The 18054-nt window shown below is 31.1% G+C and carries 14 protein-coding genes; 5 read left to right on the top strand and 9 right to left on the bottom strand.

The features are described 5' to 3' along the window. Positions 1–135: 135 nt before the first annotated feature. The gene (locus DMR38_RS09015; RefSeq protein ID WP_127720958.1) at positions 136–819 is read right to left on the bottom strand and encodes a Yip1 family protein; all 684 of its coding nucleotides are present in this window, start codon (positions 817–819) and stop codon (positions 136–138) included. Between the two features lie 315 nt (positions 820–1134). After that, positions 1135–1767, bottom strand: coding sequence for a TrkA C-terminal domain-containing protein (locus DMR38_RS09010; RefSeq protein ID WP_127720957.1), 633 nt, complete (start codon positions 1765–1767; stop codon positions 1135–1137). Positions 1768–2109: 342 nt separating this feature from the next. On the opposite strand from DMR38_RS09010, the gene dapB reads away from it, so the two are divergent. Next, positions 2110–2937 carry a 4-hydroxy-tetrahydrodipicolinate reductase gene (gene dapB / locus DMR38_RS09005; protein ID WP_127720956.1) on the top strand — a complete coding sequence of 276 codons (828 nt, stop codon included), beginning with the start codon at positions 2110–2112 and terminating at the stop codon, positions 2935–2937. 78 nt (positions 2938–3015) lie between these two features. Here the strand turns inward: dapB and DMR38_RS09000 are convergent, their stop codons facing one another. Continuing rightward, a complete protein-coding gene (locus tag DMR38_RS09000) occupies positions 3016–5259 on the bottom strand; it encodes a cell wall-binding repeat-containing protein (protein WP_127720955.1) in 2244 nt (747 codons plus the stop codon). Positions 5260–5506: 247 nt separating this feature from the next. Here DMR38_RS09000 and DMR38_RS08995 point away from each other — a divergent pair, with 247 nt between their 5' ends. After that, positions 5507–6928 (top strand): SH3 domain-containing protein, encoded by a 1422-nt coding sequence (locus DMR38_RS08995; protein WP_127720954.1) that lies wholly within the window; start codon positions 5507–5509, stop codon positions 6926–6928. 117 nt (positions 6929–7045) lie between these two features. On the opposite strand, the gene DMR38_RS08990 is transcribed toward DMR38_RS08995, so the two are convergent. Both DMR38_RS08990 and DMR38_RS08985 read right to left on the bottom strand, forming a co-directional pair. Continuing rightward, positions 7046–7651 carry a TraR/DksA C4-type zinc finger protein gene (locus DMR38_RS08990; RefSeq protein ID WP_127720953.1) on the bottom strand — a complete coding sequence of 202 codons (606 nt, stop codon included), beginning with the start codon at positions 7649–7651 and terminating at the stop codon, positions 7046–7048. Between the two features lie 135 nt (positions 7652–7786). Beyond that, entirely contained in the window at positions 7787–8821 is a 1035-nt protein-coding gene (locus DMR38_RS08985; protein ID WP_175412956.1) for a DUF362 domain-containing protein, read from the bottom strand. Between the two features lie 175 nt (positions 8822–8996). Between DMR38_RS08985 and DMR38_RS08980 the strand changes: the two genes are divergently transcribed. Then, a complete protein-coding gene (locus tag DMR38_RS08980) occupies positions 8997–9836 on the top strand; it encodes a MerR family transcriptional regulator (protein WP_127720952.1) in 840 nt (279 codons plus the stop codon). 35 nt (positions 9837–9871) lie between these two features. Here the strand turns inward: DMR38_RS08980 and DMR38_RS08975 are convergent, their stop codons facing one another. From DMR38_RS08975 to DMR38_RS08965, 3 genes are all read right to left on the bottom strand, one after another. Continuing rightward, positions 9872–12175 (bottom strand): diguanylate cyclase, encoded by a 2304-nt coding sequence (locus DMR38_RS08975; protein WP_127720951.1) that lies wholly within the window; start codon positions 12173–12175, stop codon positions 9872–9874. Positions 12176–12352: 177 nt separating this feature from the next. Beyond that, entirely contained in the window at positions 12353–13372 is a 1020-nt protein-coding gene (locus DMR38_RS08970; protein WP_127720950.1) for a molybdopterin-binding protein, read from the bottom strand. Between the two features lie 17 nt (positions 13373–13389). Next, the gene (locus DMR38_RS08965; RefSeq protein ID WP_127720949.1) at positions 13390–14469 is read right to left on the bottom strand and encodes an XdhC/CoxI family protein; all 1080 of its coding nucleotides are present in this window, start codon (positions 14467–14469) and stop codon (positions 13390–13392) included. Positions 14470–14956: 487 nt separating this feature from the next. Between DMR38_RS08965 and DMR38_RS08960 the strand changes: the two genes are divergently transcribed. After that, positions 14957–15334, top strand: coding sequence for a BMC domain-containing protein (locus DMR38_RS08960; RefSeq protein WP_013238448.1), 378 nt, complete (start codon positions 14957–14959; stop codon positions 15332–15334). A gap of 10 nt (positions 15335–15344) precedes the next feature. Continuing rightward, positions 15345–15830 (top strand): EutP/PduV family microcompartment system protein, encoded by a 486-nt coding sequence (gene eutP / locus DMR38_RS08955; RefSeq protein WP_127720948.1) that lies wholly within the window; start codon positions 15345–15347, stop codon positions 15828–15830. A gap of 216 nt (positions 15831–16046) precedes the next feature. On the opposite strand, the gene cooS is transcribed toward eutP, so the two are convergent. Next, entirely contained in the window at positions 16047–17978 is a 1932-nt protein-coding gene (gene cooS / locus DMR38_RS08950; RefSeq protein ID WP_127720947.1) for an anaerobic carbon-monoxide dehydrogenase catalytic subunit, read from the bottom strand. Positions 17979–18054 lie beyond the last annotated feature (76 nt).

Raw genomic sequence — 18054 nt, 5'->3', positions numbered from 1 at the left:
GCTGCTCTTTACTTACACTTAGAAAAGTGGAAGTATTAGAGCAGGTAGTCATCGGATAAAGATAAAACTGACACTGCACAAAACAATGCCAGCTTATCTAGCTGCACAAAGCACTATTCAATTTCAACAATGTTTTTAAATTAAAACTTTAAAAACATATACTGCAGCAGCGTAAATCACAAAAACTATAATTGCTGCTTTTTTTGTCTTCATTTTAAACACAATGGAAGTACCAATTGTTGATATCACTGCACTCCATATATAGAAAAAATCTATACATGAAAACAATTTATAAATTGTACTTTTCATATCTGTTGATGAACTTAAAACCAATGTAAGGCTGGTTGAAATATTTTTTATATTTTGTGGTTCTGTAAAAAGCATTATTATTGCAGTTAAAATTCCACCTATTAAAACTGGAACATAGGCTAAAATATTTATACAATATAAATTCTTAAAGTTTCCAGTTTCTTTTGAAATAGAAGCTATAAGTTTAATAACAGCACTAATTATTAATGCAAATAATGCCGGCGTAATTAATGCACTAATTACCGTAAAAATTATAGCCCCAGTTTTTATAATTGGAATTGCAGCTTGAGAAAAGTTTGGCACTTGTTGAGCTTGTAAAACAGCAAAACTTGTAAGTTTGGGTATTTCTATTATAGCAACAATTAACTGAATTAGTGTTACAGGTATTAAGTATCTCCATACTTTAGGATTTTTATTAACTCTTTCCATAGTTTCTCTTGGCGAAACTATAACACCAATAATATTTTTTAAAATTCCATCTTTATTTTTTTCTAAATTTTCTTCTGACATTTAGCTTTCCCTCCTACTTTTAAATAATTCTCTCCTACATTCTACTTACTGAAATATGTTTATATTGTATATATACATTATATACAATATAAACATAAAAATCAATGCACCCATTTAAACAGTAAGCATTAGTTCAGCAATTTGTAAAGAATCATTTCTAGCCATTCTTGCCCCCATGTATCATTTAATAATATATCATCAAATGATACATTACGTCAACAGATATGAACAGAGTTCTTGGTTTGTCTTTAACTGATTTAAAGTTTTCTTTTTTCTTTCATCAAAAGCTTTAAAAACTAAATTTTAGAAATATTATTAATTATTATCTCCATAAAGAAATTTTTTGATTTTATAATACACATCTTCTTCACCTATTGCTAAAAAAATATCTTCCTCTTTAAATACAGCATAAGGTCCTGGAGAAAGTATTAAATTTCCTTCTCTACGTATACCTATTATAGTAGCATTAGTATTTTGCCAAAACTTACTTTCACATATAGTTTTCCCTATAACACTGAGTCCCTTATATATCTTAAATTCAAAAGGCATGAATGGATTAATGTTTACAAACCTATTTGAATAGTCTAAAAGTTCGTTGATTTTTTCACCAATCTTTTTTTCAATTTCATTTCTATCATTTAATAAATCTAAAATTTCATCTTTAGATTTATTCATAGAACCTATGTCCTTAAATTTATTTATAAATTTCAAACAATTATCCACAGACTTAACAATAATTCCACTTCCCTTTATTACTTCTACAATGTCCATTTCATTTAAAAGCATAATGGCCCTTCTTATAGTTTCAGGAGAAACATTATAATGGCTTGAAAGAGATGATCTACCATGAAGTTTATCCCCTATAGAAAAATCACCATCCAATATTCTATTAGCTATATCAATTGCTATCTTCTGGTATACAGGTTTTGTAACATTTTGCAACGACATTTTAAATTTTACTTCAAATTATTTTGTAACTTGAAGCAAAGCCTCCTTCCAATAAAATCCTTATAAATCAATACTAAGTATAAATTATTATTTATATTATGTAAATAATAATTTAACAATTTGTTGGAATTAGCAATTAAAATTTCATATGAACCCCTGATCTACAGTAAAGTAGAATTAATTAAAGTTATGTATAAATTATAAACACATATTAGCTATTAATGACAAGTGACAACTTATATGATAAAATGAAGTTGTCACTAAATTTAAAATAAGATAAATAACAAAAATGGCGTCAATACTTGAAGCTTTCTTGTAAACGTCAAAAAGGAGGTAATTTATTTGATCAAAGTAGGTCTAATCGGTTTAGGTAAGACAGGAAAATATATTGCGGAAGCTGTTTTACAACAAAGTAACATGAAAATAGTAGCTGCAATCTGCAGTCCTAATAGTGAAAAAAGGGGAATGAATTTAGGAGAGCTACTTGGTAATTCTAAAACAGATGTAAAAATAACTACTTCTGATGAGCTCCAAGCTACTATTTTTAAAACGAAGCCAGACGTTGTAGTAGACTTCTCAAACCCTCAAGCTGCCATAAAAAATGCCATTATACTATCAGAAATGAAAGTAAATATAGTAATAGGTACAACAGGTTTTTCAAAAGAACATATTGAGAAACTTAAAAATATACCTTATAAGTTTAAAAACGGCATAGTTTATGCACCAAACATCACTTTAGGAGTAAACGTTCTAATGTTACTAAGCAATATTGCAGCTACTATATTAAATAATTACGACTTTCAAATCGTAGAAATGCACTATAAAAACAAAAAAGACTCCCCTTCGGGAACTGCATTAAAATTATACGATGAAATAGAACATGGTCTTCAAATATCTGGAGTGGAAAATAAACCTATTCCAATAAATTCTGTACGTGCTGGAGGTATAGTAGGAAAACATTCAGTTCTTATAATTGGTGAAAATGACAAAATAGAAATAAGTCATGAATCATTTTCAAAAAAAGCTTTTTCACTAGGAGCTCTTAATGCAGTAAACTACATTTATAAAAAGTCCGGATACTACGAGATGAAAGATGTATTAAATCTAAAAAAAATACTTCATGAATACATTGACAGTCTAGACAATGAAGTAGTTAGTTATCAAATTTAAAAACTAAATCATTTTACTGAATCATATCTTTAATTCTAATTATGACCACCCTTAAAATGGGTGGCCCGTTAAAAATCTCTATTTAGAATATTTGCTAATCCAGTTTACTATATCGTCTACAACATACTTTGGTACATTACCCTTTCCATACTCCTCAGGAGTCATCTTGCCTTCTCCTTCTATAAAAAAGTGATTTAGCTTATCATAAGAATTATATTCAACATTTTGTTTATTCTTCAATATATTCTTCCACTTTTCTAAATTGGAAGCAGCTACTTGATAATCCCTCTTTCCTTGAAGAATAAGCAGGGGATTTTTTATATCTACTGCATCCTGCACTTGAGTTGAATTCTTAACACTTAACCAATAATAGGGATATGCATGAAAAATTATAGTATTTTCAGCTATATTTTTAGGAAAATCTTTATTGTTTTTTACTAAGTCATATAAGTTTTGTATATACTTTAGATTATTTTCATCCATATATCCTATTGAATTCAAATATTTACTTTGCTCTAAAAATGTGTCTAAAAAATCTACTGGCCCTGCCATCATTATTCCACCAGCTGCCCCGCTATTGCCGCAATCTTTTAATATAGTTGGTGTAAGCATTGCCCCCTGACTGTGTCCTAAAACAAAGACCTTGCTAGAATCAATTTCTTTAGTTTTCTTTAATAATTTCACTGCATCTACTGCATCATTTACTGTTTCCTTATTTAAATCAAGTTTTGTATCTATTGCAGTTAAAGATGGATATTCATTTGACCTCTTATTATAGCGAATCACTGCAATTCCCTTTGAAGCAAGTCCTGCCGATATATCCTTAAACACCTTTGTGTCCCCATAGGTCTCGTCCATATCATTAGCGCCACTTCCGTGGACAAGCACTACTGCCGGGAATGGTCCCTTTCCTTTAGGTATGCTCAATACTCCTGGAAGTTTATACTTTTCATCTCCTATAGCCACATTTTTTTCAGTAAAAGCATCTGTATTCACATAAGATGGAAGTTTATAATTACTTCCCACTGTGGCAGCTTCAGATGTGAAATCATATATTTTTCCATCATTATCATATTTTATTTTTATATTTAAATTTGTAGGAAGCCCTTCTACTTTATATGTTAATGTAACCATGTTACCAAGAGGCAGCTTTTCCTGCTTTATATTTAAAGGTTTTGCATCCATTCCTTTAAAGCTCATACTGGAAAAACAACTTTTCATTATGCTTTCTCCATATCCGGATCTTAAATCAGTGCTTAATCCTTCCACAGCCTCATCTATTTTCTTATTTAGCAAACATTTCATAAAATCCTGAGCTTTAGATTTTAAGCTCAGGGGATTCAAAATATCCTCTACATCTTTAGAAATCATATTTTCTCCTCCAAGTATTATAATTTTATCCAACTTTTGATCCTGTATATAAGATTTAAGTTCCTCTACATTACTTTCATCAGTTATTACTATAGGTGCCTTAAATTTAGCAGAAAGAGCAATACCAGAAAGTGCATCTGGAAAGTTTTTTCCACTTGCGACTACTAATCTTTTCAAATCTTTATTGAAATATTTGCATATATTTATAGAAGTTTCATATCTATCTTTACCTTCTATTCTCACTACATTTTGTGATACTTCTTTCAATTTACTCTCTATATTGCTGCTTACAGAACTGATTCCTCCTATAACATATACCTTAGAAGGCTTAATTTTCTTAATTTTTTCTTCTATCTCATTTGGCAGGTTTCCAGAAGGAGTTATAAAAACAGGATATCCTTTATATGAAGCTATGCTCGCTATACTTAAAGCATCAGGAAAATTGTCACCATTTGCTACAATTGCTGGAGTTCCTTCCTTTACATCTATTTTGCTTACTACTTTTACATTAGTTTCATATCTGTCTTTTCCACCTAATCTTATTATTTTATTAAAGCCTCTTTCTTTAAAATACCTTTCAAATTCACTATTTACAGAAGCTTGCCCTCCTAAAATATATATAGTTCCTTCTTTTTTTAAATGATTTTCAATATAACCTAATGTTTTATCACTACTTTTTATATTTTTACCTACAAGCATTGTAGGAGAATTTCCTAATTTCTGTAGACATCCAGCTGAAAGTGCATCTGCAAATTGTTCCCCACTTGCAACTATTACACTGTCCAATTGTCCTTGCTGAAAATAGTTAGCTATATTACTGCAGGTCTCATATCTGTCACTGCCATATAATCTTTGTACACTAAAGTTGTCCTCTGCATAAGCAGGATAAGATAAAAAAGTACAAGTTGCTAAAGCTAGCACAACACTTAATTTAGTATTTCTATTTAGCATAATGCTCCCCCTCTTTTATATACTATATTTGTTATAATTCTTATATTTGTTATATATGTATTATAACAAATATAGATTAAAAAAACAACGGGTATAGTGTCTGGAGTTTGGTATATTACACCTTAAATACATTTTGGTGTTAGGTCATTCCAACTTTTGATGATTGATAACATAGAATTGTATTATTATAATTTAATTAGGTTCTAATATTGAACGTTTTCAAAATATTCTTGAAAGGATGGAAAAAATGAAAAAAAGCTTAGCTAAAATTTTAGTTCCATTAATTGCATTTACCTCAGTAATGAGTGTGCCTTTTTACAAAGTAAGTGCAGCTGCACAAACTCCAATATCAAGAACTCAAGTTGAGCAAAGGGCCACAAGTTTAGTGGATTTAACCTGGACATACTCTGCAAATAGAAATAGCAATATATCTTCTCAATATTCATCAAGTGTTACACTGCCAAATCAGTTTAAAGGTGTAACAACAGCTACTTTTAAAGGTATACCTTATGCTTGGGGCGGTATTGACGGAATTAATACCACTTCTTACAATGCTCCGTGGACAAGCTTTCTTGATGCAGTTAACAAAGGTGCCTTTACAGGAAACGTAAATACAGGTGGTGGACTAGGATATATACCTGGAACTGCAGGAATGGATTGCTCTGGTTTTGTACAAGCTTCTTTTAATATTGCAGATTATAAACAATCAACAAGCACCTTATTAAACAACTATTTTAAAAAAATTGATTTAAACAGTCTACAACACATGGATATCCTAGACAAACCAGGTGATCATGTAGTTATCTTTGATAAATGGGGAACTTTAAATGGAGTACAAGGTGCATTTACCTATGAATCAACACCAGATCAAACTTACGGCGGAATACAAGGTGCTAAAAGATATTTTATAAGCATGAACACAATTAATCAGGGATATATACCTGCACGTTATATAAATATAGTTGAAGATGCATCTTCTCAAACAACTGGAACTACTACACAATCTTCTACATTTAAAATTGGTGGATATGCACAAGTTGCAAATGTAACAAGTTATGCAAATTTAAGAACAAACCCATCAACAAGTTATGCTATTTTAACCACTGTTCCAAAAGGTACTATTTTAAAATTAACGGATTATTCAAATGGATGGTATCAAGTTACTTATAATGGGCAAACAGGATGGATATGGGGAAATATTCTTGGTGCAGCACCAGTAAATCAAAATAATACAACTTCTGATACTTCATCAAATTTGAAATTTAAAGTTGGCGGATATGCACAAGTTGCAAATGTAACAAATTATGTGAACTTAAGGACAAACCCATCAACAAGTTACTCTATTTTAACTACCATTCCAAAAGGTACTATTTTAAAATTAGCGGATTATTCAAATGGATGGTATCAAGTTACTTACAATGGACAAACAGGATGGATGTGGGGAAATATTCTTGGTGCAGTACCAACAAATCAATATATAACTATTAGTGGTGCATACCAGTTAAATATAAGGTCAAATTCATCTTCCACAGCACAAATAATTGGAGTACTCTCTCAAGGACAATATGCACAGAAAATTGGCCAAACTTCAGATGGCAGCTGGTATAAAATCAGTATAAATGGAATTGAAGGCTGGTCTTCCTCAAAATACTTAACCTATATTCAATAATAAAAAAGATTGCACAAGTTTTACTTTATGTAACTTGATTGCAATCTTTTTATATTACCATAAAACACTCCTGCAATAACACTTGCAGAATGTCTAAAGTTTAAACTGTTGATTTTCTTAAGGTAATTGATTTTTATACTCCTCATTACTTATTCTCTCTATAGGATCAACATATGTTTCATCCTCATCCTCATATTCTTCAACTATATTTTTTCTTCTATTAAACTTGTTAACTGATTGGTAACTGTCTTCTATATCAAATCCAACCTGATCGTGGTCTCCATGGTATCCTCTATTCCAGGTATCCTTAAGGACATCTTCTTCTGAAGGTCTGTTGTTCATTTCATCAGGTTTTGAATTATCTATACTTTGCTGGCAGTCAATACAGCGCTCTGCATATGGAAGGAATTCTAATCTATCTATATCTATTTTCTTACCACAGACTTCACATATGCCATAAGTACCTTCTTCTATTTTTTTTAAGGCATCATCTATCTTCTCTATAATAAATTCTTCATTTTTTTGAAAAGCTAGCCCTCTTTCCTTGTCAAATATGCTGCTGGCATTATCTGCTGGGTGATTGTCATAAAAAGACAGCTCTGTAGACAGTTCTGCATTGGATTTTATTGTTTCATTCTTTTCCATCTGATCTAATAAATCATAAGCTGCATCTTTTTGTGATTTCAATTTATCTTTAAACCTTTGTAATAATTTCTCATCCATAATTATATTTACACCTCTCAATTATATTTCAGCATACATATATTTTAACTAAAAAAACACCATTTATTCCATTACACCTATTTAACTTTTTAATGCTTTTATAAATGCCAAATATATAATCTTTATGGATATAATCTAATTTATTTCAATAAGCTCATAATCTTTACTACCTAAACCTATTTTTTCCCCATAGTCAAGAGTATATCTTCCCCTTTTAAATATAATTCTACCATTATTCTTATCAAGAGTATCAAGACAAGCCTTATCAATAGCCACAGGATCTGTTGAAGCAAAAACTCCAATATCCTTTGCTATTGGTTTCATATTGTGTCCTTCGCAGTCACAATTTTTAGTTATATTAAAAGCAAAGGTTATGTAAATATTTTTCTTTCCCTTTGCTGCGGCATAAGCATATTCTGCAAGTCTTTCATTAAAAGATTTAGTCATAGATCCAAGCCAGCTGTGATAAATAGCTCCCTGTGGACATATTACCATACAAGAAGCACAACCAACACATTTGTCTTTATTGATCTTTGCCTTTCTATTTACGGTTATGGCATTTTGAGGACACTTTTTTGCACAAGCGCTGCATCCTTTACATTTAAAGAAGTTAATTTTAGGTACAGAATTTGCGTGTTGGGCAAGTTTTCCCCCTCTTGATGCACATCCCATTCCAAGTTGTTTTATAGCACCTCCAAAACCAGCAAGTATATGACCTTTAAAGTGACTTAAGACAATAAGCTGTTTTTTGTTTGCAATTTCTTTTCCTACCTTACATTTGTTAAAATTTTTTTTACTGATTTCAATTTCTTCAAAATCTTCTCCGTATTCACCATCAGCTATTATTACAGGTAGCTCAGTAAATCCATGATCTTTTGCAAGTTTCAAATGTTTTTCCCTCGTAGTTCTTTCACCTCTATAGAGAACATTCGTCTCTATAAATGCACTATCTATGTTATTTGCCTTTAAATAATTTATTATACCGGCAAAATTTTTCGATTGTATAAAAGTATTATTACCCTTTTCTCCAAAATGGACTTTAAGAGGTATGAATTTTTCAAGACTTATATGTTCCTCTTTCACTACTTTTTTTAAGAGTTTGCCAGCAGCATCACTTATCTCTTCTGTTTTAGAGTATGAATCAATAGCCTTAAAATAAACTTTTTTCATAGAATAAACCTCCAACAATAAATTAAATTTTTTATTCTACTAAAAATTATAGCATAGTTTTTCATATGAAATACCATAATTCAATTTTTGATTATATTCCTATTGACTTTGACATTATGGTAAAGTTTAAAATATAATTAATCACTTCGAAGGAAATAAATTAAAGGAGATTTTTATGTACACTATAGGACAATTTTCGAAAATTGGAAATACTTCAACTAAAATGCTTAGACATTACGATAAAATTGGATTGATCAAACCAACTTTTGTTAATCCGGAAAATCAGTATAGATATTATGAAAAGCATCAAGTACAAGACATTCTAAAAATAAATAGGCTTAAAAAATATAAATTTTCATTGGATAAAATAAAACAAATTATGGAAGACAAAAGCAACATTACTTTAAAGAAATTACTATCAAAACAGATAGTTTTCCTTGAGGTTGAAATACAGCAATACAATAATATTTTATTTCAGCTTAAAAATTCGATGGATCAATTACAGAAAGGTGAGGATATTATGAATTCTAAAAGAAATTTTAATATTTCAATTGACACTTTAAAAGATATAACAGTTTTAAGTATAAGAGACACAATTTCAATGGATAATATAGGCAACTTAATAGGTAAGGTTTTTGAAAGTATTTATAGAAATGGTCTTTCGCCAGCAGGAAATATAAGAACGCTTTATTATTATCAAGATTTTGACCAAAATTTCGACAGAGGTTTTGATGAAAATAATGCAGATATAGAAGTGTGCATTCCAGTAAATAGGCAATTAAAAACGACCACTTCATCAACTAAAATTTTAAAAGGTGGTTTATATGTTCACACAACTTTTGTAGGTCCTTATAGTGAAATTGGTGAAGCTTATGCTGAACTTCTTGACTGGATAAATAAAAATTCCTATAAAATAGCTGGACCTCCTCATGATGAATACATCAAAGGTCCTGATTCTAAATGCAGTCACAATGAATTTGTAACAGAAGTGTATTTTCCAATAAATAAAAAATAATATCTAAAAATATGATGTATAGCACAAATTATACATCATATTTTTCTTCTATCCTTCATTCTCTTCTTTTTTTCATACATTCTTTTGTCAGCTATTTTTAAAAGTTCGCTAACATCATCTGAATCATCTTTAAACTGAGAAAGCCCATAGGCAAAACTAATCTCCTTTTTATCTCCATTTAAATTAAAAGGACAATCTTTAAATATCTGGGAAACCCTACTTATAATATTAATTACACTATTCTTATCTTTGTTTACAAACACTACTGCAAACTCATCTCCACCGACTCTCGCGAAAATATCCGCTTCACGAATTTCTTTCTTAAACATATTTGCAAATTGGCCAAGGACTTCATCACCTATAATGTGACCATAGGTATCATTAATAACTTTAAGATTATTTAAGTCTATTATGCATATAACAAAAATACTTTCTGAAATTTTTGCTTCATGTAAAATTTCACCTAACAACTTATTAAAATAGCTTCTGTTATATATTTTAGTTAAGCTATCATATCTAGACATATATAGAATATTTTCTAACAATTCCGCATTTTTAAAAGCTATAGCAATATCATAGGACAAATACTTCAACAACTTTTTGTCATCCTCATTGAAACTTTTTTTCTCATCTATATTAAATATATGAATAAATCCTTTGACACATCCATCAATACATATACCACAAGTTAAAAGTTCATGAGGACATTTAACTAATAACTTTTTCCATGAATCGTACTTACCTTTTTCGTTAAACAGATTTTTTTCTAGATCACTTATTACTATAGGATTACGAAATTCTTTAACGTTCATATCATTAACTTTATATAGGTACAAATCCTTTAAATCATATCCTGTTCCTTTTATTTTATCAGGAAAATATCCCTTTGTTGCCTTATAAACTAATTTATCACTTTTCATAAATAAAATGCTTCCCATAGTACCACTTGGAATTACGTCTAATGCCTTACAAAGTATCATTTGAAATAAGTTATCAATTTCACAGGAAGACAACATGTGGCTATTTATTTCCATAATAGCTTTTGTGGCATTATTCATCTGCTCTACTTTATATTTTTGTTTTTCTAATACATTATTAGCTTCCTGTAATTCCTTTGTAACTTGATTTACAAGATTAGTAAACACTTTAATTACACCAAAATCTTTTCCCTCGAAAAAGCTTTTTGAGGAGTTTTCATTCTCATTATTAGATATAGATACATTTTCATGAGAAGTTTGGTTGCCTTCAGAAATTCCTAATATTGTCATTGTTGTATTTAAAAGTTCATTTGAATGGTTAAAGGTAAAAAATTCACCATAAGTAAAAAATCCAAAAGTTGGAGCAATATTATTTACAGCAGATGTTTCAATACCAATTTTATTCTGCATAAAATTTCTTCTCACTGAGCAGGAATAAATAAAAATTGCTTCGATATTCTTATTTTTTAATCTATTAGTCATTTCTAAAGCTTGAGATGTTATCATATTTATATTTCCATAACCAAACTGAACCTTGTCATTAACTTTAACATCTCCAAGAAAGCTCAAAGATCCATCATCATAGCACCCAAAAGCCACTCTTGCTAAGTAGGTGTCATTTCTCTTAATCATTAACGGGAATTCAGTTGCAGACATAGGCAAATCTTTGGCTACTTCATCTCCAAGATATTTTTTGTAAATATCAATTGCCTTAATATTATCTATTGTAAAGACTCTATTATTTAATGCTTTAGTAACAGTCATTAATTTTCCAATAGGTGACCATGAAAAACTGCGTTCTGTGGTAATACTTAAATTTTTTCCAGTAAGTGAAGCTGCTGCCACACCATTTTCCGTAATGCCTTCCTTTGTAAATACAAAAGTTTTCTTTAAATATCCATTATCACCAGCTTTACCACCACAAACAATAATCTCATTATTTTCCGATTCTATACCTTTAATAATTTCATAACCATTTGTGATCAAACCATCAGAAAATAATATAATAGCTTTTGTATCATCTTCACTTAATTCTTTAACAATATTTACTCCTAACTTATATTCATTCTTATTACTTAAAAGCTTTGCCTTAACTCTCACTTTTTCAAAAACAGAAAACGATATTATTGTAGTTTTACTAAACACGTTTCCTTCATATATTTCTCCAGCAGTTGTTGCACCTATAATTTCTGCTTTGGGCAATATGGATGTTATTTTATCTGTGAGGTCCTTAATAAATTCCATTTCTATTACTGCTGTAAAAATCTGAATCAAAACATTATCACTATTATTGATATTATTGCTATAAATAAAATGCTGCATTTTTTCAAAATTATTATATATTATTTGATATTGTTTCACAGCACTACCCTCCTTATGGAAAAGGGCCAATTTGTTATCGCCTACTTTAAATCCATATATAATATATATTTTTATTATACTAAATTATATATGTAAATTATATATTATATTTAAAAGATTTCTACATAATATTATTTCCATTATATATAAAGGAATTTAATTTACTGTCTATAACATCTATTTTCCAAATCCACAATTAGGGAAGGAACAAACATCACATGAAAGGCATAAGCCACCATGTCCAAGGCTTGCAAGATCTTTTAGAGTTATCTTATCATCTGCCATGACTCTTGGAAGAACTAGGTCAAAAATGGTACGTTTTGCATACATTACACAACCTGGCAATCCTAAAATTGGAATTGTATTTTTGTAATATGATAGCAAAAACATTGCACCAGGAAGCACAGGAGCACCATAAGAAACAATTTTTGCACCTGTATTTTTTATTGCACTTGGTGTTGTATCATCGGGGTCAACACTCATTCCACCTGTGCATATTACTAATTCTGCTCCCTCATTAACAAAGTCCTTGATAGCTTGAGTAATTTCATTTGGGTTATCATTTAAAATCTTTTGTCCTAAAACTTCTGTATCATATTCCGCAAGTTTTTCTCTGATAACCGGACCAAAAGTATCCTTTATTCTTCCATAAAAGACCTCACTTCCTGTAGTTACAATACCTACTTTTTTATGCTTAAATGGCATAATTTTCATAAGTGGTTTATCTCCTGCAGCTTCAACAGCCTTATCCATTTTCTCTTGTTCAATTACAAGAGGGATAATACGTGTACCCGCTAATTTATCACCTTTTTTAACCGGAAAGTTATTGTGACGGGTAGCAATCATCATTTCGCCAAGTGAATTGACTTTACAAAGCCTTTCAATGTCAACTTTAAGTACACCATCTTCTTCAGCAATTAACTCAATTTTTCCTTCCTTAATCTCAGAAGGACACATATAATCATTTTTACAAATATTATAAAGAATTTTTGCTGCTTCATTTTCGTGAAGCATTCCCTCTCGTTTTTCCCATATATAGAGATTTTCTTTTCCTATTGATAATAAAACAGGAATATCTTCTTCAGTAACAATATGTCCTTTTTTAAATGCGACACCTTTTTTTACTCCCTTAATAATTTGTGTAATGTCATGACAAAGTACATGACCTACAGCTTCTTTAGTTTTAATCTTTTTCATTGTAATTCAACTCCTCTCTAAATTACCTCTATTAATACCTCCATAGTTCCCCCACAAACCATTCCTTCAGATTCAGCAACATCTCCGGTCATATCCACATGCTCTATGAAAAAACTCCTTTCGCCTGTAGTTTTCCTCATCATTTCTCTTGCCTTTTGCAGCACAGAGGATTCACTGCATCCTCCACCTATAGTTCCGACACTCATACCATCAGGATAAGTAATCATTTTGGCTCCTGCTTTTCTAGGAACTGATCCTTTAGATGAAAGTATAGTTATACATGCTTTAGGTTTTGGTGATTTTTCAGATGCATTTTTTAGTACTTCTTTATCAAACTCCGGAATAGCAAAATTCTTACCAAATTTGCTCATGGTTTCTTTATTTTTGAAGTTTATAAGCTGTGCTATTATAGAAATAGCTATTTCATCTGGAGTAATAGCATTTATATCTATGCCAATTGGAGCATTAACTAATTCCAACTTCTCTTTGGAGAATCCCTCTTCCAATAGCTCTTTTTTCATAGCAGTTACCCTACGCCTTGAGCCTATCATTCCAACGTAACTAAGATCGTACTTTAAGACTTTACGTAAAACAACTCCATCATATCTATGACCTCTTGTTACAATAACTATATAATCACACTTTTCCAAGTTGATTAAATCGAAAGATTTCTCGAAACTTTCACAGATGACTTTTTCTGCTTCAGGAAACCTTGGTTTATTGGCAAAGAAAGGTCTATCATCTATAACTGTAACAGAAAATCCCACTCTTGATGCAAATTCTGTCACTGGCTTTGCTATGTGTCCACCACCAAAAACAACTAAACGTGGTTTAGGAACAAATGGTTCAATTAAAACATTCCTATTTTCTCCTATTTCAACCATTTCAAGTTTGCCGGTTTCTAAAGAACTGCATATTTTTCCATAAATATTGTCATTAACTGAAAAGGATTTTTTTTCTATATCTTCTTTAGTTAGAATAACTTTTTTTATAATAGAACCTTCTTCTATACTAAGTAAATCAATATAAGTTAATGTTACACATTGATGTCCTTTGTCTACTTCATTTACTAATTGTTTATATATGTCTTCAAACATTTTTTTACCTTCTATCTAAAAAAATTTTAATAGTAAAATACGTTTACATCCCTTTGTAACTACATCTGCAATTCCCAATTTCAATTATATTCATACTGAGAATTGCAGATGTTTTAATAATGGTGAAATATTTAATGTTGTTGTTTATTATAAGCAATATGTATGCCACTGCCCAAAGTATCCAAATTAGGTAGTTTTTTTATGCAACTTATTATGTTGTGTTCGTTTTTTAAACAAAATGCTTAAAAAATAGCGTTCATTTTTTGACTACTGTTCGTTTTTTAACCGTATTTCAAATATTATTATTTACTTATATTTCATATTAATGCAAAGTATTAAAGAGGATTTTTCTCCAACTGTAATTCATATGCCATGTATAGCCTAAAAATGCCTGGTTGACAATTGTACATCAATGCCTTATTATTAAAATGTTATAGCAAAATAGGTCGAATTTAGTAGCAAAATACGTCGAAAAGGAGGCTATTACATGGATTTACAAAATATGATAGAGCATGAAGGTAAAATGAGAATTATACAAGAAACTGTTCCAGGTAAACAAATTACCCTTGCACATATAATTGCTGGTCCTGACAATATTATATATAAGAAGTTAGGGCTAAATCCTAATATTGATTATGGAAAAGCTGCTATTGGAATCATGACTATGACTCCTAGTGAAACTGCAATTATTGCGGCAGATATAGCTACTAAAACTGGCAACCTAGATTTAGGATTTGTAGACAGATTTAGTGGTACCTTAATTATAACAGGCGGAATTTCTGAAGTTGAGTCTGCTGTAAAATCAATTATTGACTATTGTAAAGAATTTCTTGGCTTTACAACATGTGAAATGACAAGAACGTAGGTGATCATACATGAAAAAATTAATTTTGTTTGGCAGGAGCGAATGCGGAAAAACTACTTTAACCCAAACTTTAAGAGGGCAAGAAATCTCTTACCACAAAACTCAATATATTAATAATTTTGATGTAATTATTGACACCCCAGGGGAATATGCAGAAAATAGATCGTTAGCAAGTGCTCTTGCTATATATTCTTATGAAGCAGATGTAGTAGGTCTATTGCTTAGTGCCATAGAACCCTATTCTATATATCCCCCTAATATTAGACCTCTTGTAAACCGTGAAGTTATAGGTATAGTAACACAAATAGACCGACCTAATGCTAATCCCGATCGGGCAGAGGAATGGTTAAAACTTGCTGGATGTAAAACAATTTTTCGCATAAGTTCTTATACAAAAAAAGGGGTATGGCAAATTTTAGATTATCTTCGGGAGGACGGAGACGTTTTACCCTGGGATAATGAGGATGATTTTATAGCTCAATTTACAGCTCAATAAAAAGTCATTTTCATAAATTTAAATAACCTCCCTTTCTATTTAATACATATACACACAAACATATTCTTGTTTTTTAAGTTCCCGAAGCTAAGATTCAGGGTTAAAAATGGACGGCTATTATTTTTAGCCGTCCATTTAATAAGGCATTTGAAAGAAAATAGCAAGTCAAATATGCTAGCATACTGACTAGTTATTTATTTGAAAATGCCTAATGCCTTACAACCCCAGTCCCTTTCTTTTACTTAATATGTGTGCTTCAATATTATTAGCTACCTCTTTTGGATCGTCTCCTAATGCAACTTTACCTCCTGTTAAACTCTCTACATCCTCAGTAAGAAGCTTTACAAGCTTTTCTGCACCTGTTAGAAATGGAGTCGGAGATAAATGTGTATATGCCCCATAGGCTACTGCAAATAAACCATCTATAGTAGCTTTTTGTTCCATCCACTCAGGAGCCGTTACTGCAATAGGAAGATCTGGTATATCTACATCAAGGTGATTAGCAATTTCTGTAACAAGCATAGATATTCTTCCCGTATCTGTACAAGTTCCAAAGCTTAGAACTGGAGGAATCTTTAGCATATTACATACTTCTTTTAATCCTTGGCCAGCCATGTTTATTGCATCTAAGTTGCAAAATCCTGCTACTTCAAGAGCATGATTGCCACACCCACCGGCTACAACTAAAATATCCTTTTTAATCAATTCCTTTACCAGGTTAACTGTATTCCAATCTTGAGGACCATTTCTTAGAGTTGAACAATTTGCCAAAGCCACAATTCCTTTAATCTTTCCTGCTTTAATGACATCAACAAGTGGATCAAGCTTATTTCCTAAAGCTTTTAAAACTGCTTCAGTAGAAAACCCTGCTATTGCTTTCTGTGTTATTTTAGGAACTTTTGGCGTAATATTATCCTTTCTCTTTTTGAAGTTTTCAATAGCTAAATCAATCAATTTGTCAGCCATTTCATCAACTTTTTCAGGATTATATGGAATTAAATAATTTAATCCTGGAATACCTATAATAGTGCTTACGCCTACTAAGGTTACCTGATATTTCTCAGCATAATGATCTATTGCAGGTGGAGAACAGTTTTCTTCCATTGCAAGAACATCAACTGTACCTGTAGCAAGAAGTGGTTCTATAGATAGCCAATCTCCCATTAAACCTACAAATACATTATCTACTTCAAATCTTTGTAATAATTCCTGCCCTGTTTCAATTGACCCAACTATTCTAAGCCCTTTTGCACCAGCCGCCTTTGCCCTTTCCTGTATCTGCTGCATCTTTGCCTTTTGAATAGTAGCAGCACCGGCCCAAGGTTGATGTCCATTAAATACTATATTTACATACTCTGGATCCATAATTCCTAAGTCCACATTTACCTCGTGGGGTGTAGGCGTGCCAAAAAGTATATCCTGTACCATTTCAAGTCCTATTTGTGCTGTATAAATAGTTGATAGACCTAACCGCAGCGCTTTTTTAGCTAATGATACATAATCTCCATCAACATTTGTTAAGCAACTTGCTACTGCATTTTGCTCTTCGTGAACTACTCCTGAAGGATAAATTCCAAGATCTTTCCAAACTTTTTTTCTCTTTCTTGGTGAAAACACATCTACCATAACACTGGGTTCTTCTATATCTTTACCCATTTCAGCTTCCAAAAAGTTTGCCAGATTGACTGCCATTTTATTAGTATCTCCGCTTGTATCAATTCCAACTTTCTGACACATCCATTTGAGTTTATTCACATCTTTAATTGTAAATGGGGTCTTGCCTTCTCCAGTTTCTCTTAAGGTCCTAAATGCTTCATATGCATGATGGCTATATGTTCCAGCTCCCATTATGTTTTTAAGTAACATATTTCGCATTGCCATAGCATCTGGGCCAATACCACATACCCCTTTTTTCTGTTCTCCTTTAAGATTAATTCTACAAGGGCCTTGAGAACACAATTGACAGCTCAGTCCCTCTAAGCAAAACTTACATCTAATTTTTTCTTGAGATAACCATCTGTCAAATACGTTTGACATACCATCTTTCCTGATTCTTTTAAGCATTTCTTCTACAGAGTCGTGATAGCTAACTCGCCCTTCTGTTCTTTCTCTTATAGTTTCTTTCTTTTCTAGTGTAGTTTGACTCATATAAAGCTCCTCCTATTTAATATTTTATGCCAATGGATATTATAGAATATTCTATATCTCATCTTTTATAGTTTTT

The sequence above is a fragment of the Clostridium sp. AWRP genome (assembly GCF_004006395.2).
Taxonomy (GTDB): Bacteria; Bacillota; Clostridia; order Clostridiales; family Clostridiaceae; genus Clostridium_B.
The sequence above is the reverse complement of the archived record's forward strand: the minus strand, read 5'-3'. Positions and strand labels throughout refer to the sequence as shown.